Annotated in this window: 23 protein-coding genes, 2 tRNA genes and 1 riboswitch; of the genes, 5 read left to right on the top strand and 20 right to left on the bottom strand. The window is 42.3% G+C overall.

Annotation, left to right across the window (positions count from 1 at the left end):
* Positions 1-259: 259 nt before the first annotated feature.
* From PGQ33_RS04945 to PGQ33_RS04990, 10 genes are all read right to left on the bottom strand, one after another.
* Positions 260-349, bottom strand: a tRNA-Ser gene (locus tag PGQ33_RS04945).
* Between the two features lie 228 nt (positions 350-577).
* Positions 578-663: transfer RNA gene (locus PGQ33_RS04950), tRNA-Ser, on the bottom strand.
* Between the two features lie 88 nt (positions 664-751).
* Entirely contained in the window at positions 752-1459 is a 708-nt protein-coding gene (gene ispD, locus PGQ33_RS04955) for a 2-C-methyl-D-erythritol 4-phosphate cytidylyltransferase (RefSeq protein WP_270205374.1), read from the bottom strand.
* A gap of 42 nt (positions 1460-1501) precedes the next feature.
* A complete protein-coding gene (gene tsaD / locus PGQ33_RS04960) occupies positions 1502-2533 on the bottom strand; it encodes a tRNA (adenosine(37)-N6)-threonylcarbamoyltransferase complex transferase subunit TsaD (protein ID WP_008373677.1) in 1032 nt (343 codons plus the stop codon).
* Positions 2534-2559: 26 nt separating this feature from the next.
* Complete coding sequence (locus PGQ33_RS04965; protein ID WP_008373675.1) at positions 2560-3468, bottom strand: ribonuclease Z; 909 nt, start codon at positions 3466-3468, stop codon at positions 2560-2562.
* Complete coding sequence (locus PGQ33_RS04970) at positions 3462-3713, bottom strand: hypothetical protein (protein WP_055158650.1); 252 nt, start codon at positions 3711-3713, stop codon at positions 3462-3464. Before PGQ33_RS04970 ends, PGQ33_RS04965 begins: the two co-directional genes overlap by 7 nt.
* Before the next feature lie 140 nt (positions 3714-3853).
* On the bottom strand, positions 3854-4318 hold the full coding sequence (gene rimI, locus PGQ33_RS04975; RefSeq protein WP_055247571.1) for a ribosomal protein S18-alanine N-acetyltransferase: 465 nt from the start codon (positions 4316-4318) through the stop codon (positions 3854-3856).
* Complete coding sequence (gene tsaB / locus PGQ33_RS04980; RefSeq protein ID WP_008373668.1) at positions 4311-5048, bottom strand: tRNA (adenosine(37)-N6)-threonylcarbamoyltransferase complex dimerization subunit type 1 TsaB; 738 nt, start codon at positions 5046-5048, stop codon at positions 4311-4313. The genes rimI and tsaB overlap by 8 nt, the downstream gene beginning before the upstream one ends.
* 1 nt (position 5049) lies before the next feature.
* On the bottom strand, positions 5050-5481 hold the full coding sequence (gene tsaE / locus PGQ33_RS04985; protein WP_022220008.1) for a tRNA (adenosine(37)-N6)-threonylcarbamoyltransferase complex ATPase subunit type 1 TsaE: 432 nt from the start codon (positions 5479-5481) through the stop codon (positions 5050-5052).
* 15 nt (positions 5482-5496) lie between these two features.
* Positions 5497-6009: a YcxB family protein gene (locus PGQ33_RS04990; protein ID WP_055247568.1), complete on the bottom strand. Its 513-nt coding sequence runs from the start codon at positions 6007-6009 to the stop codon at positions 5497-5499.
* 162 nt (positions 6010-6171) lie between these two features.
* A riboswitch (FMN riboswitch) is annotated at positions 6172-6321 on the top strand.
* Between the two features lie 113 nt (positions 6322-6434).
* Here PGQ33_RS04990 and PGQ33_RS04995 point away from each other — a divergent pair.
* A complete protein-coding gene (locus tag PGQ33_RS04995; protein ID WP_270205375.1) occupies positions 6435-7079 on the top strand; it encodes an ECF transporter S component in 645 nt (214 codons plus the stop codon).
* A gap of 118 nt (positions 7080-7197) precedes the next feature.
* Here PGQ33_RS04995 and glgD read toward each other — a convergent pair whose 3' ends face one another.
* The 6 genes from glgD to PGQ33_RS05025 form a co-directional block, all read right to left on the bottom strand.
* Entirely contained in the window at positions 7198-8316 is a 1119-nt protein-coding gene (glgD, locus tag PGQ33_RS05000) for a glucose-1-phosphate adenylyltransferase subunit GlgD (protein WP_195250452.1), read from the bottom strand.
* A 1-nt stretch (position 8317) separates the two neighbouring features.
* Positions 8318-9457, bottom strand: a complete 1140-nt coding sequence (locus tag PGQ33_RS05005) for a glucose-1-phosphate adenylyltransferase (protein ID WP_008373659.1) — start codon at positions 9455-9457, stop codon at positions 8318-8320.
* Positions 9458-9680: 223 nt separating this feature from the next.
* Positions 9681-10214 carry a hypothetical protein gene (locus tag PGQ33_RS05010; RefSeq protein WP_055156248.1) on the bottom strand — a complete coding sequence of 178 codons (534 nt, stop codon included), beginning with the start codon at positions 10212-10214 and terminating at the stop codon, positions 9681-9683.
* Complete coding sequence (locus PGQ33_RS05015) at positions 10205-10888, bottom strand: DnaJ domain-containing protein (protein WP_270205376.1); 684 nt, start codon at positions 10886-10888, stop codon at positions 10205-10207. Before PGQ33_RS05015 ends, PGQ33_RS05010 begins: the two co-directional genes overlap by 10 nt.
* On the bottom strand, positions 10869-11720 hold the full coding sequence (locus tag PGQ33_RS05020) for a DUF5685 family protein (RefSeq protein ID WP_117824528.1): 852 nt from the start codon (positions 11718-11720) through the stop codon (positions 10869-10871). Before PGQ33_RS05020 ends, PGQ33_RS05015 begins: the two co-directional genes overlap by 20 nt.
* Before the next feature lie 3 nt (positions 11721-11723).
* Positions 11724-13877, bottom strand: coding sequence for a Tex family protein (locus tag PGQ33_RS05025; protein WP_270205377.1), 2154 nt, complete (start codon positions 13875-13877; stop codon positions 11724-11726).
* Positions 13878-14049: 172 nt separating this feature from the next.
* On the opposite strand from PGQ33_RS05025, the gene PGQ33_RS05030 reads away from it, so the two are divergent.
* Positions 14050-14658 (top strand): TetR/AcrR family transcriptional regulator, encoded by a 609-nt coding sequence (locus PGQ33_RS05030; protein WP_022220003.1) that lies wholly within the window; start codon positions 14050-14052, stop codon positions 14656-14658.
* Positions 14659-14784: 126 nt separating this feature from the next.
* On the opposite strand, the gene PGQ33_RS05035 is transcribed toward PGQ33_RS05030, so the two are convergent.
* Complete coding sequence (locus PGQ33_RS05035; protein WP_117834619.1) at positions 14785-15816, bottom strand: aldose epimerase family protein; 1032 nt, start codon at positions 15814-15816, stop codon at positions 14785-14787.
* Positions 15817-16141: 325 nt separating this feature from the next.
* Here PGQ33_RS05035 and PGQ33_RS05040 point away from each other — a divergent pair, with 325 nt between their 5' ends.
* A complete protein-coding gene (locus tag PGQ33_RS05040; RefSeq protein ID WP_055247558.1) occupies positions 16142-17974 on the top strand; it encodes an NAD(P)-binding protein in 1833 nt (610 codons plus the stop codon).
* On the top strand, positions 17968-19704 hold the full coding sequence (locus tag PGQ33_RS05045; RefSeq protein ID WP_008373638.1) for a [FeFe] hydrogenase, group A: 1737 nt from the start codon (positions 17968-17970) through the stop codon (positions 19702-19704). Before PGQ33_RS05040 ends, PGQ33_RS05045 begins: the two co-directional genes overlap by 7 nt.
* A gap of 185 nt (positions 19705-19889) precedes the next feature.
* Here the strand turns inward: PGQ33_RS05045 and PGQ33_RS05050 are convergent, their stop codons facing one another.
* The 3 genes from PGQ33_RS05050 to PGQ33_RS05060 are packed head-to-tail and all read right to left on the bottom strand — an operon-like array spanning position 19890 to position 21545.
* On the bottom strand, positions 19890-20483 hold the full coding sequence (locus tag PGQ33_RS05050) for a cytidylate kinase-like family protein (protein ID WP_055247555.1): 594 nt from the start codon (positions 20481-20483) through the stop codon (positions 19890-19892).
* Between the two features lie 17 nt (positions 20484-20500).
* The gene (locus PGQ33_RS05055; RefSeq protein WP_270205378.1) at positions 20501-21193 is read right to left on the bottom strand and encodes an LrgB family protein; all 693 of its coding nucleotides are present in this window, start codon (positions 21191-21193) and stop codon (positions 20501-20503) included.
* Entirely contained in the window at positions 21186-21545 is a 360-nt protein-coding gene (locus PGQ33_RS05060) for a CidA/LrgA family protein (protein ID WP_022220001.1), read from the bottom strand. The genes PGQ33_RS05055 and PGQ33_RS05060 overlap by 8 nt, the downstream gene beginning before the upstream one ends.
* A 167-nt stretch (positions 21546-21712) precedes the next feature.
* Here PGQ33_RS05060 and PGQ33_RS05065 point away from each other — a divergent pair, with 167 nt between their 5' ends.
* Positions 21713-22627, top strand: a complete 915-nt coding sequence (locus tag PGQ33_RS05065; protein WP_055156234.1) for a diacylglycerol/lipid kinase family protein — start codon at positions 21713-21715, stop codon at positions 22625-22627.
* Positions 22628-22696 lie beyond the last annotated feature (69 nt).

Below are 22696 nucleotides of genomic sequence, written 5' to 3' on the forward strand. Positions count from 1 at the left end.
TATCAATGTTCTTTTTTGTTGTTGCCGTTTCATGCGACAGCTTTTATATTATATCAAAGCGTTTCATGTTTGTCAACAACTTTTTTTATTTTTTGTTTTGCATTTAAAACTTTCATTTCTCATACATCAGCTTGTTTATAATAACATCCGTTTTCCTGAATGTCAAGCACTTTTTTCGACTTTTTTCACATTTTCTTGATCTGTATTTTACATTCAATATTATGTTTTATCGATTACTGCTTTTTAGCTTTGAACAAAACGGAGAAAGAGGGATTCGAACCCTCGCGCCGCTATTAACGACCTACTCCCTTTCCAGGGGAGCCCCTTCGGCCAGCTTGGGTATTTCTCCAAAACGTCCGTTATTTAATATACACGATTCTTTCTTTTTTGTCCAGTACTATTTTCAAGTTTTATATATTACTCACTTACAAGATTAAATTCCACTCTCATGTGGAATTTAATCTTGTAAAATAATGTAACTTCAAAGGTAAATCTTACCTTTTTTCATTTCACCTTTTTACTCCCCAAAAACCAAGCCGAACAATAAAAAAAGCAGAACATATTGTTCTGCTTCAACCGGAGAGGGTGGGATTCGAACCCACGCGCCCTTTCGGACAAACGGTTTTCAAGACCGCCTCGTTATGACCACTTCGATACCTCTCCGCATTTATTAAGTTGTTGCTGTGTATCAGCGACAAGATAGATAATATCATAGTGATACATTATTGTCAACACTTTTTTTAAATCTTTTTCAATTTCTTTTTTTGATCAGACTTTCTGCTAATATCAGATCTTCTGGCGTTGTAATCTTTATATTCTCATACGAACCTTCTACCAACTTTACTGCACAGTTTTCCATACGCTCTACAACCATCGCATCGTCTGTTATCCCTATTTCATTTTCTTCATTTTCCATCAATTTAAAATATGCATGACGAATCAATGCAGTCTCAAATACCTGCGGAGTCTGAATACACCACACAAATCTTCGTTCCGGTGTATTTACTGCGAAATCATTCTCATCTACAATCTTTACCGTATCTTTCGATGGCATTCCTGCCACACATGCCCGGTATTCTTTTACTGCCTGGTAAGTTCGTTCTATGATCGATTCATCAACAAACGGACGTGCTCCATCATGAATAAAGACATAACCTTCCGGTTCTATTTCTCTTAGTGCTTTATATACAGATTCATACCGTTCTTTTCCACCAACCACAATTTTGTTAACTTTTGTGATTCCATAAGCGTCTATAATATTTTTCCGGCAATAATCAGTCTTACCTTCTCCTGTCACAAGAACAATTTCATCAATAATCGGAGATGCTGCAAATGCAGCAAGAGAATAGTAAAGTACAGGCTTTCCGCATATTTCCAGATACTGCTTCTGTATTTTTGTACCCATCCGGCTTCCTTTTCCTGCTGCCAGGACTACTGCTGTACATTTTTCCCTGTTCATATTACTCTCTCCTTTTTACCTGCATTTCGTGGTTCGCCCACTCTATCTTTCGCCAAGTTTCAGATTCGGGACTGCATTCAGATCCCATCCATGTCTGGTTCCATTTATGTATTCATAATAAGCCGCCACACCGATCATTGCTGCATTATCTGTACAGAAAATCGGTGACGGATAGTAAAATTCTATTTCATTCTTTTCACATGCCTGTTTCATTGCTGCACGAAGACTACTGTTTGACGCCACGCCTCCTGCAATTGCAAACTTATTAAGTCCATATTCTTTTACTGCATGCATTGCATTGTCTACCAGCACATCAGTAACTGCTTTCTGGAAGGATGCAGCAATATCAGCACGGTTGTATTCAATCCCTTTCATCTTGCAGCCGTTAATATAGTTTAAAACTGCTGACTTCACGCCACTGAAGCTGAAATCATATGGGGAATCTTCGATATGCGCGCGTGGAAATGGGATTGCATCTGGATCCCCCTCTTTTGAAAGCTTATCAATCTTCGGTCCTCCCGGATATCCCAGGCCAATTGCTCTAGCCACTTTATCAAAAGCCTCTCCTGCCGCATCATCTCTGGTTCTTCCAAGAATCTCATAAGTTCCATAATCCTTGACGCATACGAGATGCGTATGTCCCCCAGACACAACAAGACACAAGAACGGTGGTTCCAGTTCCAGATTCTCAATATAATTTGCAGAAATATGCCCTTCAATATGATGAACTCCAACAAGTGGTAACTTTTTCGCATATGCGATTGCTTTTGCTTCTGCCACACCGACAAGAAGCGCACCAACAAGCCCCGGACCATAAGTTACACCGATTGCATCAATATCATCCAGTGTAACCTCTGCATTTTCCAGAGCCTCTTCTATTACCTGATTAATCTTTTCAATATGCTTTCTCGATGCGATTTCCGGAACCACACCACCATATAATTTATGTAGATCTATCTGTGATGAGATCACATTTGACAACACCTGTCGTCCGTTCTTTACAACGGCTGCTGCCGTTTCATCACAGGAACTTTCAATTGCCAGTATTAATATATCCTTTTTCTCTGTATCCATATTTTTCCTTCTCTCTACTGCTTTGCTTATTCCGGGAAATCCAGTTCTGTTGTCATACGGTCTTTTCCTGCGATCGCATGTGGAAAGATTGCCCGCACTTCATCCATATATTCTTCCGGATGGCGCAGGGACGGGCTGTAATGCGTAAGCCACATTTCTCCTACCTCCGCCTCTTTTGCCAGGTTTGCTGCCTCATAAAAGGTCATATGCTTATATTCTACTGCCTTTGCCGCTTTTTCTTTTTCTCCGTACATTCCTTCGCAGATAAACAGGTCTGACCCTTTTGCATTCTTCCGGATAGAATCCGTCGGTCTTGTATCTGTACAATAGGTAAGCTTAATTCCTCTTCGAGGTGGTCCAAGGACCATCTCCGGCGTCAATATTCTTCCGTCAAGCTCTACTGTCTCACCTTTTTGAAGGTGTTTCCAGTATTCCTTCGGGATTTTCTGTTCTGTTGCCCTCTGCACATCAAATTTGCCGGCACGGTCGATCTCAATCGTATAACCGTAACAGATCACATTATGTTTTACACGAAATGCTTTCAGACGATATCCATCCATCTCAAAAATCTGTTCTGGCTCTGTAATTTCTCTATAGTGGATTTCAAATGGCAGTTCCGGCGCGATCACTCGCAGAGAACTCACCACTCTCTCCAGACCTTTCGGTCCAATCAGAGTAAGCGGTTCCTTTCTGTCCGCATTTCCCATTGTAAGAAGAAGTCCCGGAAGTCCGCTGATATGATCTCCATGATAATGTGTAAAACAAATTACATCGATCGGTTTAAAACTCCATCCCTTCTCTTTTAACGCAATCTGTGTGCCTTCACCACAGTCAATCAGCAGCTGGCTGCCGTTATATCTTGTCATAAGTGCGGTCAGCCATCGATAAGGAAGCGGCATCATTCCACCGCTTCCAAGCAAACATACATCTAACATTCTAACTCCTGTTCTCCATATACCGGAATCTGGAAAGATGCTATCCAGGTATCATAACATTCCTCACAGATATCAAATCGATGGAGTTCTCCGTCTTTGTGCGAAAAATATCCCCATCTTTTTTCAACTGTAAGCATCTCTTCCTCCGGTATTCCATTTTTTATTGTGATTTCTTTTTTACACTTATTGCACACAATCTTTGTGACTGTATTTTTTTCTGTCTGAATTTTTTTATAATTACGCATCTTACTTCCTCCTGAGTATCTTTGCAAAAAAGACTGCCATTTCATTTTTCAGCTCTTTCTATGTTCAGGTACATTATAACGTCACAGACTGACGCCTTCCAGTGGGAAGTCTTGTATATTCTTGCGATTTCTTCCATTTTCTAAACCATACGGCTCATCAGGATTGCATCTTCCGGATTTTTCCCTCCGTAATAGAACTTTCGCTCTCCATCGATTCCAAATTTGTTTTTTTCATAAAAAGCAATCGCTGTCTGATTACTCTTACGGACATCAAGAAGCATTCTTTTCAGTTGCTTTTCATGGCAGATCTGTTCCATAAATCCAAACAGCATCTGTCCAATTCCTCTGCGTCTTTCAGATTCAGCAACTGCAATTCTTGCAATCTCGCATTCATCCAGAACATAATAACACAGAAAATATCCCAGCAGGGTATCCCCTTCCATTGCTGCCGCACAAAAAGTATGCTTCTGTCTGACAGTTGATCTCACCTCATGATAACTCCACGGATCCGGAAATACGTCTGTTTCCATCTGCGCCACCTGTTCCATTCGTTCTCTGTCATTTTCTGTTATCAAAGTAATTTCTATGTTATCTCTATTACTCATGTGTTTTTTCTGCTTTCAGACGTTCTTCTCTTTCCCGTTCTGCCTGTGATACACGCAGATAATCCGGTTTGTGTTCCATTGCAGTTTCTGTTTTTCCTTCTTTATAATACTGAATTCCAAGCATACCGACTGCTGCAGCTCTCTGCTGGTTCATATGTGCCGGTGCAAATGCAATATCATAATTCGTCATCAATTCCTTCTCCAGCCTGTCTTTATGCACCGGTACACCGTCTCCAAGAAAGATCACTGGTTTTCCATAAGTACAAAGTTTTTTTGCAAGTTCATCGATTTCGACTGCCATCTGTGCTTCCAAAACCTGCAGTTTATCACCGTCCATCTGATAAATACCAGTATATACCTGATTTCTTCTTGCATCCATGATCGGACAAATGATCCTGTCTGTATAACACAGATTATAAGCAAGTCCGTCTACTGTCGGAATGTGAATCAAAGGCTTCTTCAGTGCCAGCCCCAGTCCCTTTGCAGTTGCTGAACCAATTCTGAGTCCGGTAAATGATCCCGGTCCTCCTGCTACCGCAATCGCATCAATCGTATCCAGATTCATATCCGTCATCTTCACGATTTCATCCAACATCGGTAATAAGGTCTGTGAATGTGTCTTTTTATAATTGATCGTATACTCTGCAATCGTTTTGGAAATTTCGTTTTCTTCTTCAACTACTGCGACAGTTGCAACAAGTCCCGAACTGTCTATTGCTAAAATGCGCATATTATTCTCCTCTTTTCTCTACCGTAATCCGGCGGAAATCAAATCCCTGTTCCAGATCTTTTTCTATCGTGATCTCTGTCCGGTTCGCCGGAAGAATCTCATCGATCAGGTTCGCCCATTCGATCAGGCTTACACCGTCTCCATATACATAGTCTTCAAAACCAATCTCGTCCATCTCTTCAATGTCACCAATCCGATACACATCAAAATGATAGAACGGAAGTCTTCCGTCATCATATACCTGGACTATTGTAAAGGTTGGACTGCTGATCGGTTCTTCAATCCCCAGTCCTTTTGCCAGTCCCTGGGTAAATACGGTCTTCCCGACGCCGAGATCTCCTACCAGTGTATAGACTTCTCCTGCTTTTGCATGACTCCCGATCTTCTTACCGAGATCATAGGTTTCTTTGGCACTTCTTGTTTCAATTATCATCTTCTGGTCTGCCTCCTAATTTGCACTGACGTGTCTGATATTGACTTTCTTGGCTGGCATATGTGTAGAAATCATCTGCACTGCTGCCGCATACTGTTCTCCCAGGGATTCTCTTGGAAAAATCAGTGCTCTTACCTTTGTTACATATATAATTACAGACTGACCGGTTGAAACTGCCTTCCGGAAATCTCCCCATTCATTAAGCACACTTTGTTCATCCTGTGAAATGCGGATTCCTTCTTCGTTAAGTTCATAACTAATCGGTTTCTGAAACATCGGGGAGCGCATTACCTGTTCTGCCGCACGTGCTTTTAAATGAAGTGGGTTTCCGATCAGAAAAATTGCGGCAAACAAAAAGAACGTTGCTGCTGTACTGTAGCTTCCAAACATACATTGTCTGATTCCCAGCACCAGTGTTACACCACCGAAAATCACACCAACGATTCCACTAAGGCTTGTATAGGAAGTATAGAGCATAAAATCAAACATGGCTTTTTTTGTCATTTTTACTTCAAACTTTATATTCATTCATTTTCCTCCATATCAGATTAAGTCACACCGATTATATCATACCGAATCTTTGGAAACAAGTCGTTACTGCTCACTCCGGGTTTAGAAAAACACTGTCTTTTCTTAACTTGTACTTGTATTTTATATACGCCTGCGCTATAATGTGTTCAAATGAACAAGGAAATTCTTCGGGGTAGGGTGACTTCTTATCGCTATAGTATAAGCAGAATTCCCAACCGGCGGTTACAGTCCGCGACCTGTCAGATTTCTGACAGCTGATTTGGTGCAATTCCAAAACCGACAGTAAAGTCTGGATGAGAGAAGAAAAAGTGATTTTGCAAATAATCCCCCCGACGTATTACGTCGGGGATTTTTTTGCATAGGCTTTCGAAGATTTTCCTCCTCAATTCATCTGATTATGTCAAGAGAAAAGGAGAGAAAAAATGAGTACAGATGTAATGACAAACCAAAAAACAACAACGAAAGAAAAAAAACGTATCAGCACAAAGGTAATTGCACAGATTGGTGTGCTCGGAGCAATCGCTATGGTTCTGATGTTATTTGATATTCCACTTCCATTTGCACCAACCTTTTACAAAATTGATTTCAGTGAAGTTCCGGTCCTTGTCGGAGCATTTACCATGGGACCTGTAGCCGGCGCTTTAATCGAACTGGTCAAAATCCTGTTGAACCTCCTGATCAGAGGTACATCAACAGCTGGTGTTGGAGACCTCGGAAACTTCCTGATCGGATGTGCAATGTGTATTCCGGCTTCCCTGATTTATCAGAAGTTACATTCTCGCAAGGGTGCGATCATCGGTATGGTAACAGGAACTGTTTTTATGACAATTGTCGGATGTTTTATCAATGCATACCTTCTGCTTCCGGCATACGCTGCTGCATTCCATATGCCGATCGACGCACTGATTGCCATGGGAACCGCAGTCAACAGTCATATCAACAGTCTTCTGACTTTTGTTTTACTTTCTGTTGCACCTTTCAATCTGCTGAAAGGTTTCCTGGTATCATTGATCGTATTCCTGATCTACAAAAAGATCAGCCCGATTTTACAAATGGGACGCGAATAGATTATAATTTTACAAAGCAGCAAAAGGGGTTCGTTATGAGCCTCTTTTTTTATGAAACAAAAAAACAGAGAGAAGTCTGCCCACGCCGACATTCTTCTCTCTGTTGAATTTCTTTTGATTATAAAGTATCGTTTCTTCTTACATATCCTGGTTTTTCCGGATCTGCAATCAGTTCCTTTGCATGGACAATCCTTGCACTCTTGTCCACTACCTGCGCTTCAATCTGTGCATCCTCTCCAATTACAACTCCCGGAAGGATAACACTGTCTTTGACAACTGCACCTTTCTTAATTACGCATCCACGTCCGATTACCGAATTCTCAACAGTACCCTCGATCAGGCATCCATTGGAAATTACTGAACTCTTGACACTTGCTCCTTCATAATACTTTGTTGGGCATGAATCATTTGTTCTTGTGTAAATCGGCCAGTTCTTATCAAACAAAGTCACTGCATTCTTCATATCGATCAGTGATAAGTTTGCATTATAGTAGCTCTTAAAATCTGTGATAGATGCAAAGAATCCTCGATGTGACATTCCACGTACATCCAGTTCACTGCATGCCATATTCACAATATCATTAAGTGTGAACATGGAAGAAATCTTTCTTCCCTTTTTAACCAGTTCCATAAACAGATCTTTGCGCATTACATAAGTGTCCATGAAAATATTACGGTTTTTCGCGTTACCATGGTTCGGTTCCAATGAAAGGACACCCTTCTGCTTGTTCAAATTAAGTGTTGAACAGTTCAGATAGTATTCTTTTGCATTATCCACACTGTGATATAACAGGGTAATATCTGCACCGGATTCAATATGTGTCTTAAGTAATTCATCATAATTCTGTGTATAAATCATATAACTTGGTGCAATAACTACATATGGATATTTTACAGCTTCAATACACTCCATATTTTCTTCATATGCCGCCAGGTCATTATTGTATACACTCCATTCTGCATTTGCAAAATCAGAATAAAGAATATGAAGACGGCCACTCTTTGAGTTGATATTGTAATGACGGCCTGTTCCAAGATGTTCTGTAAGAGAACGCGGTTTTCTTCTTACATAAACCTGAATATGTTCGATTTCACTGTTGCTCATATTAGAGATTGGGAAATCGATAACTCTGTATCTTCCAAGGAATGAAACAGCACCAACCGGACGGTAATTCTGCATCTCTCCTACCCGGATATTGTTGCCGGCAAAACTTACGATTCCAAATGCCTGTGCCATATTACTCATCCCCCTTAACACGTTTTGATACTAATTCAATATGTTCACTGTCTGCTGATCCGACAACTGCATTTTTGCCAATCTTTACGCCATCAGCCACAAGCGCTCTTGTTACAACTGCACCTTCTTCTACTTCAACGCCCGGCATCAGTACACTGTCAATAATCTGTGCACCTTCGCCGACTCTTGCACCTGTAAACAATACAGAATTTTTGACTTTTCCATTGATCACACATCCCTGGTTGATAAATGCTCTTTCAATCTCTGCTGTCGGACCAACATACTGAGGAAGCACAGTTGTATCCTCTGTGTAAATCTTCCATGAATCATCATTCAGATCAAGTTCATTTTTACTATTGATCAGATCCATATTTGCTTCCCACAGGGAATCAATTGTTCCGACATCTTTCCAATATCCTTTGAACTTGTATGCATAGAGCTTTCTTCCATCATTCAGCATAGTCGGAATGATGTCTTTTCCGAAATCATGATTGGAATCCTGATTTTTCATATCTGCAAGGAGCATCTTTCTTAAAAGCTTCCAGTTGAATATGTAAATACCCATGGATGCCAGATTACTCTTTGGATTCTCCGGTTTCTCTTCAAACTCTACAATTCTTCCCTCATCGTCCGTATTCATAATACCGAAACGGCTTGCTTCCTTCATCGGAACCTCAATGACCGCGATTGTTGCATCTGCTCCAGTCTCTTTATGATAATCAAGCATATTATCATAATTCATCTTATAAATATGGTCACCGGAAAGAATCAGTACATATTCTGGTGCAAACATGTCCACAAAATCAATGTTCTGTGAAATTGCATCTGCTGTTCCTCTGTATACATCCAGATCCGCATCCGCTTTTTCACGCGGTGGAAGTACATAGACTCCGCTGTTCTGGGCATCTAACCCCCATCTGCGGCCTGCCGCTACATAACTGTTAAGTAAAATAGACTCATACTGTGTCAGGACTCCTACATTATCAATTCCGCTGTTGGCACAGTTGCTAAGTGGAAAATCAATGATTCTGTATTTTCCACCATATGAAACCGCAGGTTTGGCTACTTTATTTGTAAGCTCGTGAAGACGACTTCCTCGTCCGCCCGCCAAGATCATAGCAAGCATATTATTCTGCTTCATAAGTGAATCCTCTCTTTCCTATTTGTCCTGTCTTATATTATACAATTTTTCTGTTAAATTTTCCACTTTTTTGTGCAAAAAATACATAAAAATTTATATTTTTATTATTATGATGTGTTCGAGGATTATGGGAATTGCGTAGCAATAGAACAATCCGGTTACATCAGTGAACAGCAAAATTTACTTTCGACACTCACATCATCATTATTGTATTATATATGCTTTAAAATCCGAATTTATGTCTATTTTCTTTCCAGATTTTCCCCATTGCATATTCATATGTCTTATCAAAGACAAAAAGTATAAATTGTCCGAATACAACAGACATAAGCATTATTCCTTTTGCGGTCTTTTTTTCAGATAACATACTCCAGAAATATATTAAACCCGGAATATAAAGTACATTAAATACCAGATATTTCATGAGCCAGAAAAAGTTACGGCTTCTGATCCATCCAGAAGCTCTTCCAGAAAAATGCCATATTGTTTCTATAATTAGAATATAAAATCCCATAAATGCATAGGAAACCACATATAATTTATTCGGAGACAGAAGGATTGCCAGCAAAATTCCAGCCAATAAAAAGCCTGCCCCGCTTTTCAATCCAAATTCCTGAATCACAATCCCGACAAAGAAGGACGCCGCCGCCAGTAAAAAAAGGGTATTCGTTTCGATCACACTGCCAAGCGCAATCCCCACTTCTGTCAGTGCAAGCATAACGCCTGCAAATGCAATCTTTTTTGTATTTAGATGCATGGACACAGATCTCCTCCCATACATTCACATAATGAATCTGCGATCCACAGATCACAGCACATATTTCCAGTTCCACACGGAGAGGAATTACGATTGCCATATCCCTGACCAAACGGATTACTATTATATCTCTGTGCTCCCCAGTTCAGCTGGTTCATCAGCTCTCTGTACTGCGGGTTATTCGGGTCCATATTCACTGCCTGCGCAGCATAATCCCTTGCCAGCACATTGTTGCCTACGCCGGCGTTGGCCATGGAACTTGCATAATACCATTGTGCAGTCCGGTCATTCATACGGTTCAACACATTGATCGCGTCCTGATATCTACGGTTATTGATAAAATTGAATGCCGCCTGCATCTCCGGATTCATATTATTGTACTGCTGATATCTGCCATTGCCATAAGATTGATTCCCATAGGAATTATTACCATAAGAATAGTTTCCTGAACCCGCGCCGTATCCGTAATTATATCCTCCATTCGCCCGCTCTTTCATAATTTCATCATAAGCTTCCTGTACTTCTTTGAACTTTTCTTCAGCAAGATCCCGAAGCGGATTATCCACATTGGCATCCGGATGATATTTCCGGCTCAGTTCTCTGTACGCATTTTTTATCTCCTCTTCCGACGCATTTGGTGATACGCCAAGCACCTCATAAGGATTCTTTGTCATCTTCCTTTTCCTCGCTTTTCTTTTCTTGTATCTTTCTGTAATGTTTCCATACGCCATCATACAGGATATTCCGCAGGATATCCACGTCCAGTACACATGGCAGAATTTCAAAATTTCTTGCGCATTCGCCGATCATCATGCACAGAATGTCTCTGCATCTTTCTTCATATCCGGCTTCTTCATGCATCTTTTTTAATGGATTATAAGTTCCTTTTTCCAAGTCCTTATCCAGATCTTCGTAAGCATCCATAATATAAATATATTTGCCCAGATAGAAACCGATCCCTCGAAGCTGCTGTTCCCAGCAGTCTTCTTTATATACCATCATCTCTTCCATCAGCCGGCCAAAACAGCCTGCCGGATAGTCAACTTCCTGTATACCCTGACTTTCATATTCCGAAAGCTTTGCCATTTCTTCTCTGATCACACGACTCTGCCTTGGATATTTCCGAATTGCTTTTTCTACTTTTCGCTTCAAGGCCATACTCCCGAGAAGCCCTGCTACTTTCTTCTCATCCTTCCAATCATCTTCCAGATGATAATACGCCATGATCAGATTCATATCGGCCGCATACTCTGTGATCTCATTTTCCAGCATTGGCTGTGGCTTTAACGGATGCATCTTACAGCGATGGCTTTCTGCCTTTGTTTCACTTTCATATAAAGAAGTAAGTAAAATGATCACAAATGTCATATCATAGGCAAGCGTAAGCTGACCTGCGCTGCCATACTGTCTCTTCAGCGACTGACAAAGGCCACAGTAATACGCTTTATATTTATGATAATCTTTTACTTTTAATTCCGGCTCATTCGCCGTCACATATCCGAACATGTATTACTGAATTCCTCTCATTGTAAGCTGGATCCGCTTCTTCTGTAGATCAACGCTCATCACCTTTACATCTACAACATCTCCTACGCTGACTGCTTCCAGTGGATGCTTGATAAAACGATCCGTGATCTGGGAAATGTGCACCAATCCGTCCTGATGCACTCCAATATCGACAAATACACCAAAGTCAATGACATTTCGCACGGTTCCTTTCAGAATCATTCCTTCCTTCAGATCCTTCATATCAAGGACATCCGTTCTGAGAATTGGTTTCGGCATCTCATCTCGTGGATCACGCGCCGGTTTTTCCAGCTCTTTGACAATATCCCGAAGGGTGATCTCTCCTATTCCAAGTTCCTCAGCGAGCTTTTTGTAATCTTTGATGGTAAGAGACAGACCTGTAAGTTTGCCGCCTGCAATATCTTCCGGCTTGAAGCCCTGCTTTTCAAGAAGCTTTCCTGCCGCCTCATAAGACTCCGGATGTACACTGGTTCCGTCAAGTGGATTGGTTCCTCCCTGGATCCTCATAAACCCGGCACACTGCTCAAATGCTTTTGGTCCAAGTTTTGGTACTTTGAGAAGTTCTTTTCTATTCTCAAATTTTCCATTTTCTTCCCTGTAGGCAACAATATTTTTCGCAAGGGTTCCGGAAATACCGGAAATATAAGAAAGCAGCGGAGCCGATGCAGTATTTAGGTCCACACCGACTTTATTTACACAGTCTTCTACCACACCGCCAAGTGCTTCTCCTAATTTTTTCTGGTTCATATCATGCTGATACTGCCCGACACCGATCGACTGCGGATCGATCTTTACCAGTTCGGCAAGCGGATCCTGAAGACGTCTTGCGATGGATGTCGCGCTTCTCTGCCCGACATCGAATTTTGGGAATTCTTCTGTAGCAAGTTTACTTGCTGAGTACACAGATGCTCCCGCTTCATTTACGATCACATACTGCACTTTTTCCGGAATCTCTTTTAACAGTTCTACAATAAACTGTTCTGATTCTCTGGATGCTGTTCCATTCCCCAGGGAAATCAAAGAGATGTGATACTTTGGAATAATCTTTTTCAGCAGATCTTTTGCTGCCTGGATCTTCTTCGGAGTCGTAGGCGCTGTCGGATAAATTACAGTCGTGCCGATTACTTTTCCGGTCGGATCTACCACAGCAAGCTTGCATCCGGTACGGAATGCAGGATCCCATCCAAGCACAACCTGTCCAACGATCGGCGGCTGCATCAGAAGCTGCTCCAGATTCTTTCCAAACACAAGGATTGCGCCATCTTCTGCTTTTTCCGTCAGTTCGTTTCTCAGTTCACGCTCGATCGCCGGTGCGATCAGTCTCTGATAGCTGTCGGCCACAACCTCTTTCAAAACCGGTGTTGTGTATGGATTATCCCTGCGGATCACTTTCTTTTCCAGATAACGGAGAATTTCCTCTTCCGGTGCTTCAATCTTAACACTCAGGAATTTTTCTTTTTCTCCACGGTTGAGTGCCAGCACACGGTGTCCGGCTACTTTGCTGACCGCTTCTGTAAAATCATAATACATCTCGTATACAGATTCTGCTTTTTCATCTTTTGCAGCAGAAACCAGCGTACCCTTTTTGAACGTCAGATCGCGGATCCTCTTTCTGTAATCTGCCTCATCTGAAATATTTTCTGCAAGAATATCTTTCGCACCGTCAATCGCTTCCTGCACATTTTTCACGCCCTTTTCTTCAGAAACATATTTTTCTGCCTCTTTTTCCAGGGGCTCCTTACTATTCTGAAGAGAGATCAGAACCGCCAGTGATTCCAGACCTTTTTCTTTTGCAATTGTCGCACGGGTCCGGCGTTTGGGTCTGTACGGACGATAAAGATCGTCCACCAGAACCTGCGTCTCTGCTGCCACGATCTGTGCTTTCAGCTCAGGTGTTAACTTGCCCTGTTCTTCAATACTTGCAAGAACCTGTTCTTTTTTCTCTTCCAGGTTCCGCAGATAGGTCAGTCGTTCATATAATTTACGAAGCTGTTCATCATCCAGTGTACCGTGTGCTTCTTTTCTGTAACGCGCAATAAACGGAATGGTATTTCCTTCATCGATCAGCTTTACAGCCGCATCTACCTGCCACTTTTTTACGCCCAGTTCTTCTGTTATTTTCTGGTTAATATCCATTGATATCCAATCCTCTCTTTTTGTTCGCTATGGATTTAATGATACCATGTCATCTCTTATTTTTCAATTCCCGTTAAAATTACAGAGTTCGCTCGGTTTTCTTGTCTTTTTCTATTAAATATGCTATACTACAGCTAATCTGACTGAAAAGTTTTAAGAAAGGATTAACCAAATGTCAAGCGATATTGAAAAAGAGCCACTGTCCAGACAACAGAAAAAATCAAAAGAAACCAAAGCACGTATCTTTCATGCAGCCAAGACAATTCTGCAGAAGCAGGGATACGATCAGCTTTCCATAAAAAATATCTGTGATGAAGCAGGTGTCTCCAACGGCAGCTTCTATCATCATTTTAAAACCAAAGATGATCTTTTATCTTATTATATTGAAGAACAGCCAAGCATCAATCCGGATCTTCTGGATACGCCGGAAGATGCAGATGAGGCAAAGATCGGTATCATCCACGTTTATCTGAATTACGCACAGTACTGCCGGGAACTCGGAGTAGAATTCATGTCCAATTACTACACACCGCGCAACCAGGCACTGAACCCAACGATCCGTACCGAGCGACCGTACCCGATCCTTACCGTAGAGAATTATCTTCGCAAAGCAATTGATGCCGGCATCATTGCGCCAAAGATTTCCCTGGATGAAATCTGCACTGATATCCGTATGCTGGTTATCGGAAATGTATTTGAATGGTGTCTGCATAACGGAGAGACTGATTTTGAAGGTAATATCCGCCGTTCGATCGGGCATTATCTGGATGGCATTTTCTGATTTCACAGATATACCACAGCGTAAAATGAATTTTTCATATTCCTTCGCTGATTTTTTACAGCACATATTTTCAAAAAAGGTGTCATGGATTTTTATGTCCATGGCACCTTTTCGGCTTATCTGTTGTTATATAAACTTGTACATTGTTGTTGTTTCGTAAGTTTCGCCCTTCTTGCATACCGGACCGGCAAAATTCTCTTTATGGATTGCATCCGGGAAGAACTGTGTCTCGAAGCAGGCTGCCTGGCGTTTGTGGTAATGCGCCCCGCCTTTTCCTTTGGCATCAACAATAAAGTTGCCTGTATAAAGCTGCATTCCCGGAAGGTCTGTATAAACTTCCATAGTGATTCCGCTCTCTTCCGAGGACATCTCTGCCACTTTCGCAAATTCTCCTTTATTGTTCAGAACCCAGTTATGATCATATCCTTTCCCGAAATTCAGTGCTTCATAATCTGTCTCGATTTCTTTGCCAATTGCTTTCTTTGTGCGGAAATCCATCGGTGTTCCTTCTACCGGTGTGATCTCGCCTGTCGGAATAGACTCGGCATCGGCTCTGGTAAATGCATCTGCATCAATCCATACTTGCTGATCCAGTACATCTCCTGATGCATGTCCATCCATATTAAAATAGCTGTGATTTGTCATGTTGATCAGAGTATCTGCATCCGGAACTGCATGGTAAGCGATCTTCACTGCATTGTCTTCTGTCAGAGTATATGTTACCTCAATATGTACAGCTCCCGGATATCCCTGATCACCATCCGGGCTGTCCAGTTCAAATGTAATATGATCATCTGCGGTTTCTTTTACCTTCCACATTCTCTGGTTATAAAAATCCATTCCGCTGTGGAGATTATTGCCATTATCATTCTTTTCAAGCTGATAGGTCACTCCGTTCAGTTCAAAGGATGCTCCTCCGATACGGTTTGCACTTCTCCCGACAATTGCGCCGAAGAACAGATCTCCTTCTTCATATCCTGCTGCCTCATCATATCCAAGCACAACATCACATGGCTTGCCTTCTTTGTCCGGTACGATCACCTGTACCAGCGTTGCACCGTAATCGGATACTGCAATCTCCATTCCGTTTTTATTTGTGAGCGTATATAATTTTGTCTCGTCACCTTTAACTGTTGCACCAAAATCTGTTACTTTCATTTCTCCTGTTCCGCCCTTTCTGTTAATTGTGCCTGTAAAACAGACATCTCTTTTACAAGTGTTATTGTAACATAATTTTTTTATTTTTTGCACCCTTTATCGTTGTTCTGCCATTTTGTGCATATTGCTGATATTTTTTATCATTTTGTGACAAAATTAACTTATTTGTCTATTTATTAACTTTGCTTGCAAGATTGTACTAAAATGCATACAATATCATTATAAGTGTGTCCATAGAGTTAATCTATAGTATTCAGATGTTTTCCCTATGATTTTCTTCATCTGTCCTGTAGATTAGCAAAAAAAGTTAAAGGAGAAAAAAGCTATGAGTAGACTTGAAATCACTGCACCAGACAAAGCCCAGCTGGTTATCGAAGGGCTCTACAAAGATCTGGAGCGAAGAATCGAATCCAGTCCTCCGGGACTATGTCCTGTTGACATGACTCGTGCTTTCCTGGAGATGTGTCATACACATACCTGTGGAAAATGTGTGCCGTGCCGTGTTGGTCTGTGGCAGCTGAAAAACCTGCTGACCGACGTTATGAACGGAGACGCAACTATGGAAACATTAGACCTGATGGAAGAACTCTCTGTATCAATCATGGAAGGAGCTGACTGTGCGATCGGGTATGAAGCAGCTCACATGGTTTACAAGAGTTTGATGGGATGTCGGGAAGACTATGAAGAACATGTGCGCCAGGGAAGATGTACCTGCCAGTACGCACAGCCTGTTCCTTGTGTATCTTTGTGCCCGGCACATGTAGATATTCCGGGATATATCGCTCTTGTCGGAGAAGGACGTTACGCAGATGCGATCCGCCTGATCCGTAAGGACAATCCATTCCCGACCACCTGTGGTTTTATCTGCGAACATCCTTGTGAGGCACGCTGCCGTCGTAACATCGTAGACGATGCAGTCAATATCCGCGGTCTTAAGAGAATGGCTGCTGATTATGCCGGAAAAGTTCCACCGCCGCCATGCGCTCCATCTACCGGAAAGCGTATTGCCGTTGTTGGTGGTGGCCCTGGTGGATTAAGTGCAGCTTACTATCTGCAGCTGATGGGACACCAGACAACCGTATTTGAGATGCTGCCGGAACTTGGCGGTATGCTCCGCTATGGTATCCCGAACTACCGTCTGCCGAAAGACCGTCTGAACGATGATATCAATGCCATCCTTGAGACCGGTGTCAAAGTTGAATTTGGCAAACGGATTGGAAAAGATATGACAATCCAGAGTCTGCGTGAAGAATACGACGCAGTTCTTATTACAATCGGTGCAAGTACCGATAAGAAACTTGGTATCGAAGGCGAACACTCAGAAGGGGTCCTTTCTGCTGTTCAGTTCCTTCGTGATGTAGGAAAGAACCAGAACCCGGATCTTACCGGACAGGAAGTAGCCGTTATCGGTGGCGGTAACGTATCTATGGATGCTGTCCGTACCGCAAAACGTCTGGGTGCTAAAAAAGTCAGCATCGTTTACCGCCGCCGCGTGGCAGATATGACTGCCCTTCCGGCAGAGATTGAAGGTGCTGTTGCAGAAGGAATCGAAGTACAGACTCTGATGGCTCCTTCCCGCATCGAAACAGATGAAAACGGTCACGTAAAAGGAATCTACGTTACACCACAGATGATCAGTAAGATCAAAGACGGTCGTGCAAGTGTACGTCCGACAGGTGCTCCTGACGTATTCATTCCATGCCAGACACTGATCGTTGCGATCGGACAGGATATTGAATACCAGCACTTTGAAGAAGCCGGTGTTCCTGTACAGAGAGGTAAGATCTTAACCGAAAAATACGGCGGATTCGATAACATTCCGGGTGTATTTGCCGGTGGAGACTGTGCTTCCGGTCCTGCATCCGTAATCAAAGCTATTGCTGCTGCAAAAGTAGTAGCTGCTAACATAGACGAATACCTGGGATATCACCACATTATCAGCTGTGACGTTGAGATTCCTGAAGCGCGTCTTGATGACCGCCCGCCGTGCGGAAGAGTAAACATGACCGAGCGTGAAGCCTGCGAACGTGTCTGTGACTTTAACGGTGTAGAAAACTGCATGTCCGAGGCAGAAGCGAAACAGGAAGCCAGCAGATGTCTGCGTTGCGACCACTTCGGCTACGGCATTTTCAAAGGAGGTCGTGAAACATTATGGTAAATCTTACAATTGATAATATAAACGTATCTGTCCCGGAAGGTACTACTATCATGGATGCTGCCAAAATGGCGGATATCCCGATTCCAAAGCTCTGCTATCTGAAAGATATCAACGAGATCGCAGCCTGTCGTGTCTGTGTTGTTGAACTCGAGGGAATGGAACGGCTGGTAACTTCCTGCAACAACGTAGTAAAAGAAGGTATGGTAATCCATACAAACAGCCCAAAGGTTCGTACAGCCAGAAGACAGACTGTACAGCTTATCCTTTCCCAGCACGACTGCAAATGTGCTACCTGTGTCAGAAGTGGTAACTGTACTCTGCAGAGTCTTGCAAATGACCTGAACATCATCGAAATACCATTTAAGCAGCGTCTGGAAGAATTCCCTTGGGATAAAGAATTTCCGCTGATCAGAGACTCACAGAAATGCATCAAATGTATGCGCTGTATCCAGGTCTGTGACAAAATCCAGGATTTACATATCTGGGATGTGACAAGTACTGGTTCCCGTACTACCATTAATGTAACCGGCAACCATAAGATTTCCGAGGTTTCCTGTTCTCTGTGCGGTCAGTGTATTACTCACTGCCCGGTCGGCGCTCTGCGCGAACGTGATGATACAGAGAAAGTATGGGATGCAATCGCTGATGACAAGAAAGTCGTTGTTGCACAGGTTGCTCCTGCTGTACGTGCTGCATGGGGTGAAGCTCTTGGTCTTTCCCGTGAAGAAGCAACTGTCGGCAAGATCATGGATGCTCTGAAGAAAATGGGTATTGACTATGTATTCGATACCTCCTTCACAGCAGACCTTACTATTATGGAAGAAGGAAATGAATTCCTGCAGAGATTTACAAAAGGCGAATTAAATCTTCGTCCGATGTTTACCTCCTGCTGCCCTGGATGGGTACGCTTCCTTAAATCACAGTACCCACATCTGGTGCCACAGCTTTCAACAGCCAAATCACCACAGCAGATGTTCGGTTCTGTTATGAAGAGCTATTTTGCAGAATCCATCGGTGTGAAACCGGAAAATATGTTTACTGTATCTATCATGCCATGTGTTGCAAAAAAAGGCGAAAGTAACATGGAACTGTTCTATGGTGAATATGCCGGACACGAGACAGACGTTGTACTTACAACTCGTGAATTGACACGCATGATCCGTTCTGCACATATTGATCCTGCTTCTTTGGTTGATCGTGAATGCGATCCTCTGATGAAAGAATGGACCGGTGCCGGTGTTATCTTCGGAACAACAGGTGGTGTTATGGAAGCAGCACTTCGTTCTGCTCACTACCTTGTAACCGGACGTAACCCTGATCCGGATGCATTCAAGATTGTCCGCAATCCTGGTGGACAGCCAGGTGTTGTAGAAGCTGAGATTCAGCTTGGAGATGCTACTGTTCGTGCTGCTGTTGTCAGCGGACTCGGAAACACACGTAAACTGATCGAAGCAATCGAACATGGTGAAGTACATTATGATTTTGTAGAAGTCATGGCCTGCCCTGGCGGATGCGTCGGCGGTGGCGGTCAGCCAATCCATGACGGAGAAGAACTTGCACGGACACGTGGTGAAAATCTTTATTTCCTTGATAAGAATGCACCACTTCGCTTCTCACATGAGAACCCGGATGTACTCCGTCTGTACCGTGATTTCTTTGAGAAACCGCTTTCTCACAAGTCACATATGTTGCTTCACACGGATCATAACGCATGGGAGATGCCTAGATAAATCAAATTTTGCCCTCTAAAAGATTGTAACGAATATATAAATAATTTATAGAAGCCACGTATTCTATAAACTAAGATATAGAAATTGAGCCCTTCTATATCTCTAAAATCCAGAAATGGGAAATGACCTGCCATGTCATTTCCCATTTCTGGATTCAACAAACTAGTATATTCTTTTTATACCTTCTAAGCTCTGTCAGATTCTTCTGTCATCTTCTTATAATACAGAATCAGATCTGCTGCCTGTTCATAGGACAACTCTGTAGTGCTGACCGAAAGATCATAATTCTTCGACATTCCCCATTCCTGTCCGGTATAATCCTTACGAAAAGCGCTTCTTTTCTCATCCACATCCTGGATCTTACGTTTCGCTTTCATTCTGCTTGTAATATGATCACGCTCTTTCACGCGTTCAATTCGTGTTTCCATATCTGCATGGACAAACACACTAAAAGCTTCTTCTCGGTTTCTCATCAGATAACCTGCGCACCTTCCCATAATAATACATGGTCCTTCTTCCACAAGCTCTTCAATCAGCTTAAATGGATATGGCTTCTTCTTCGGTTCTGCAAAATTCATTGCGATTGAATAAAGAAGGCTGTCCACCGGCTGTTCATCCAGATACTCCTGCATTTCTTTCTCGTATCCGCGCATCTTTGCAATTTCAAACAGCTTCTCTTTATCGTAAAACGCATAACCGGTACGCTTTGCCAGCAATTCACCGATTTCATGTCCGCCGCTTCCATATTCCCGTCCGATACAGATAATTGTTTTCTCCATATTCTGCACACTCCTCTCTAATACAGGTGATAGAAAATCAATGAACCTACAACCGTCATCAATCCGGCCACTGCAATAGAAAGACTGCTCATTGCTCCTTCAATCTCTCCGATTTCCATTGCCTTTGCCGTTCCCATAGCATGGGAAGCTGTTCCGATTGCCAGTCCTTTTGCAATCGGATGCTCAATTTTGCAGAGCTTACAGATTCCCTCTGCAAACATATTTCCAATAATCCCGGTAATTACGATCGCAGCAACTGTAATCGTCACAATTCCACCAAGCTCTTCTGAGATTCCCATACCGATCGCTGTGGTAATTGATTTTGGAAGAAGCGTTACATAGAACTGCTTCTTCAGGTGGAACAACATAGAAAATACCCATACACCGGCAAGGCTGGCAAATACACCTGTTGTAATTCCTGCAATGATCGCTTTCAGATTCTTCTTAAGAAGATTCATCTGCTGATAAAGCGGAATTGCAAGACAGACTGTAGACGGTGTCAGAAGGTAGCTCAGTACATTCGATCCCTTATCATAAGTATCATAATCAATTCCAGTCACTTTTAGCACGATAATTACAAAAACAATCGAAACAAGAAGTGGATTGAAGATACCAATTTTTAACTTTTTACGCAAAAAAATTCCTGCCTCATATCCAAAAAGACTGATCGCCATACAAAAAAAGGTCGATCCATGCAGCATATTACTCATCCTTCTTCTCCTCTTTCTTCAGTACAAACTGAGCGGTTCTTCCACTCACGCCCATAACCAGCACTGTTGTCACTACAATTGTAACCATGATCGGAACAAGAACCGGTTTTAAGTCTCCCCATGATACCATCAGACCTACTCCTGCAGGGATAAAAAGCATCGGCATGATTTCAATCAGAAATCCACCGGCCTCATCAACTGCTTTCAAAGGAATTACTTTTGTCTGCAAACCTGCCAGCAAGATCAGCAAGCCATAAATACTTGCAGGAACCGGTAGTGGAAGGATTGCATGTAAAAGCTCTCCTGCAAAAGAAATCAATATGATAATCAAGAATTGTCTTATAAATTTCACAGTATTACCTCCATTTATTTTATGTTTATTTTTTAACACATGTACCAGAATAGCACTTTTAACACTCTGCCTCAATAAATTTTTGCATTTTTATTGTTTTTTTGACAATATCCTCTCATTCCGATGCTAGAATGAAACTAAATTTACAGAAGTGAAGGGATGACTTTATGTATCATTTTATAGCCAATCCTAACGCCCGCTCGGGTCAGGGACTTGCACTATGGGAAAAGATTAAATTAAAGCTGATAGCAGAACATATAGATTACCAGATCCATTTTACACATCACCGGCATCACGCAACGGAAATTGCCGCCGAGCTTACCGCCTCCGGGGATCCTGTTACGATCGTTGTACTTGGTGGTGATGGAAGTGTGGATGAAGTAATCTGTGGTCTGCAGAATTTAAGCCTGGTTACCCTCGGTTACATTCCGATCGGCTCTGGCAATGATTTTGGCCGGGGACTTGCCCTTCCATCCGATACCATGAAAGCTCTGGATCTGGTACTTCATTCTGAACAGACGCGCAAGATCAATCTTGGTGTATTGCACTATCATGACAAGGTTCACCGTTTTGCCGTCAGTTCCGGAATCGGATACGATGCAGCTATCTGCCATCAACTTTGTATTTCCAGGGTTAAAGTCTTTTTTAACCGGCTTGGTCTGGGCAAACTTGCCTATGCAGCCTGCTCACTCTACCGTCTGCGCCGCTGTCAGCCAGATGAGATGGAAATCCTTCTGGACGATACCAAAAGACTTCATTTTAAACGGGTTTTCTTTGCCTCTGCATTTAATCTTCCTTATGAAGGTGGTGGATGCAAATTCTGCCCGGATGCCAAACCGGATGATGATCTGCTGGACTTTATTGTGATTGCAAATGTTCCCAAAATTATTGCTCTGGCAATTCTGCCGACTGTGTTTTCCGGAAAGCATACCCGACTTCCAGGCGTACATATCTTCCGCTGTAAAAAAGCAGAAGTACACTCAAAAATAGCACTTCCGGTACATTCTGACGGCGAACCGATTTATCTCCAGAAGGATGTTTCGTTCTCTCTCGAACCTGAGACACTGAAAATTATTACATAAAAGAAGGGGACTTTTCTATGCTGTTGTTTTGGATTCTTTTAACTGTTGTTGTATGTTTTTTCTTATATT

The organism is Coprococcus sp. AM100_B19A, assembly GCF_027662015.1.
Taxonomy (GTDB): domain Bacteria; phylum Bacillota; class Clostridia; order Lachnospirales; family Lachnospiraceae; genus Allocoprococcus; species Allocoprococcus comes.

What these genes read in the sequence shown, in the direction of transcription:
- ispD (WP_270205374.1), bottom strand. Translation starts at nt 1,459, where the DNA reads ATGAACAGGGAAAAATGTACAGCAGTAGTCCTGGCAGCAGGAAAAGGA.
- tsaD (WP_008373677.1), bottom strand. Translation starts at nt 2,533, where the DNA reads ATGGATACAGAGAAAAAGGATATATTAATACTGGCAATTGAAAGTTCC.
- PGQ33_RS04965 (WP_008373675.1), bottom strand. Translation starts at nt 3,468, where the DNA reads ATGTTAGATGTATGTTTGCTTGGAAGCGGTGGAATGATGCCGCTTCCT.
- PGQ33_RS04970 (WP_055158650.1), bottom strand. Translation starts at nt 3,713, where the DNA reads ATGCGTAATTATAAAAAAATTCAGACAGAAAAAAATACAGTCACAAAG.
- rimI (WP_055247571.1), bottom strand. Translation starts at nt 4,318, where the DNA reads ATGAGTAATAGAGATAACATAGAAATTACTTTGATAACAGAAAATGAC.
- tsaB (WP_008373668.1), bottom strand. Translation starts at nt 5,048, where the DNA reads ATGCGCATTTTAGCAATAGACAGTTCGGGACTTGTTGCAACTGTCGCA.
- tsaE (WP_022220008.1), bottom strand. Translation starts at nt 5,481, where the DNA reads ATGATAATTGAAACAAGAAGTGCCAAAGAAACCTATGATCTCGGTAAG.
- PGQ33_RS04990 (WP_055247568.1), bottom strand. Translation starts at nt 6,009, where the DNA reads ATGAATATAAAGTTTGAAGTAAAAATGACAAAAAAAGCCATGTTTGAT.
- PGQ33_RS04995 (WP_270205375.1), top strand. Translation starts at nt 6,435, where the DNA reads ATGAGTACAGATGTAATGACAAACCAAAAAACAACAACGAAAGAAAAA.
- glgD (WP_195250452.1), bottom strand. Translation starts at nt 8,316, where the DNA reads ATGGCACAGGCATTTGGAATCGTAAGTTTTGCCGGCAACAATATCCGG.
- PGQ33_RS05005 (WP_008373659.1), bottom strand. Translation starts at nt 9,457, where the DNA reads ATGAAGCAGAATAATATGCTTGCTATGATCTTGGCGGGCGGACGAGGA.
- PGQ33_RS05010 (WP_055156248.1), bottom strand. Translation starts at nt 10,214, where the DNA reads ATGCATCTAAATACAAAAAAGATTGCATTTGCAGGCGTTATGCTTGCA.
- PGQ33_RS05015 (WP_270205376.1), bottom strand. Translation starts at nt 10,888, where the DNA reads ATGACAAAGAATCCTTATGAGGTGCTTGGCGTATCACCAAATGCGTCG.
- PGQ33_RS05020 (WP_117824528.1), bottom strand. Translation starts at nt 11,720, where the DNA reads ATGTTCGGATATGTGACGGCGAATGAGCCGGAATTAAAAGTAAAAGAT.
- PGQ33_RS05025 (WP_270205377.1), bottom strand. Translation starts at nt 13,877, where the DNA reads ATGGATATTAACCAGAAAATAACAGAAGAACTGGGCGTAAAAAAGTGG.
- PGQ33_RS05030 (WP_022220003.1), top strand. Translation starts at nt 14,050, where the DNA reads ATGTCAAGCGATATTGAAAAAGAGCCACTGTCCAGACAACAGAAAAAA.
- PGQ33_RS05035 (WP_117834619.1), bottom strand. Translation starts at nt 15,816, where the DNA reads ATGAAAGTAACAGATTTTGGTGCAACAGTTAAAGGTGACGAGACAAAA.
- PGQ33_RS05040 (WP_055247558.1), top strand. Translation starts at nt 16,142, where the DNA reads ATGAGTAGACTTGAAATCACTGCACCAGACAAAGCCCAGCTGGTTATC.
- PGQ33_RS05045 (WP_008373638.1), top strand. Translation starts at nt 17,968, where the DNA reads ATGGTAAATCTTACAATTGATAATATAAACGTATCTGTCCCGGAAGGT.
- PGQ33_RS05050 (WP_055247555.1), bottom strand. Translation starts at nt 20,483, where the DNA reads ATGGAGAAAACAATTATCTGTATCGGACGGGAATATGGAAGCGGCGGA.
- PGQ33_RS05055 (WP_270205378.1), bottom strand. Translation starts at nt 21,193, where the DNA reads ATGAGTAATATGCTGCATGGATCGACCTTTTTTTGTATGGCGATCAGT.
- PGQ33_RS05065 (WP_055156234.1), top strand. Translation starts at nt 21,713, where the DNA reads ATGTATCATTTTATAGCCAATCCTAACGCCCGCTCGGGTCAGGGACTT.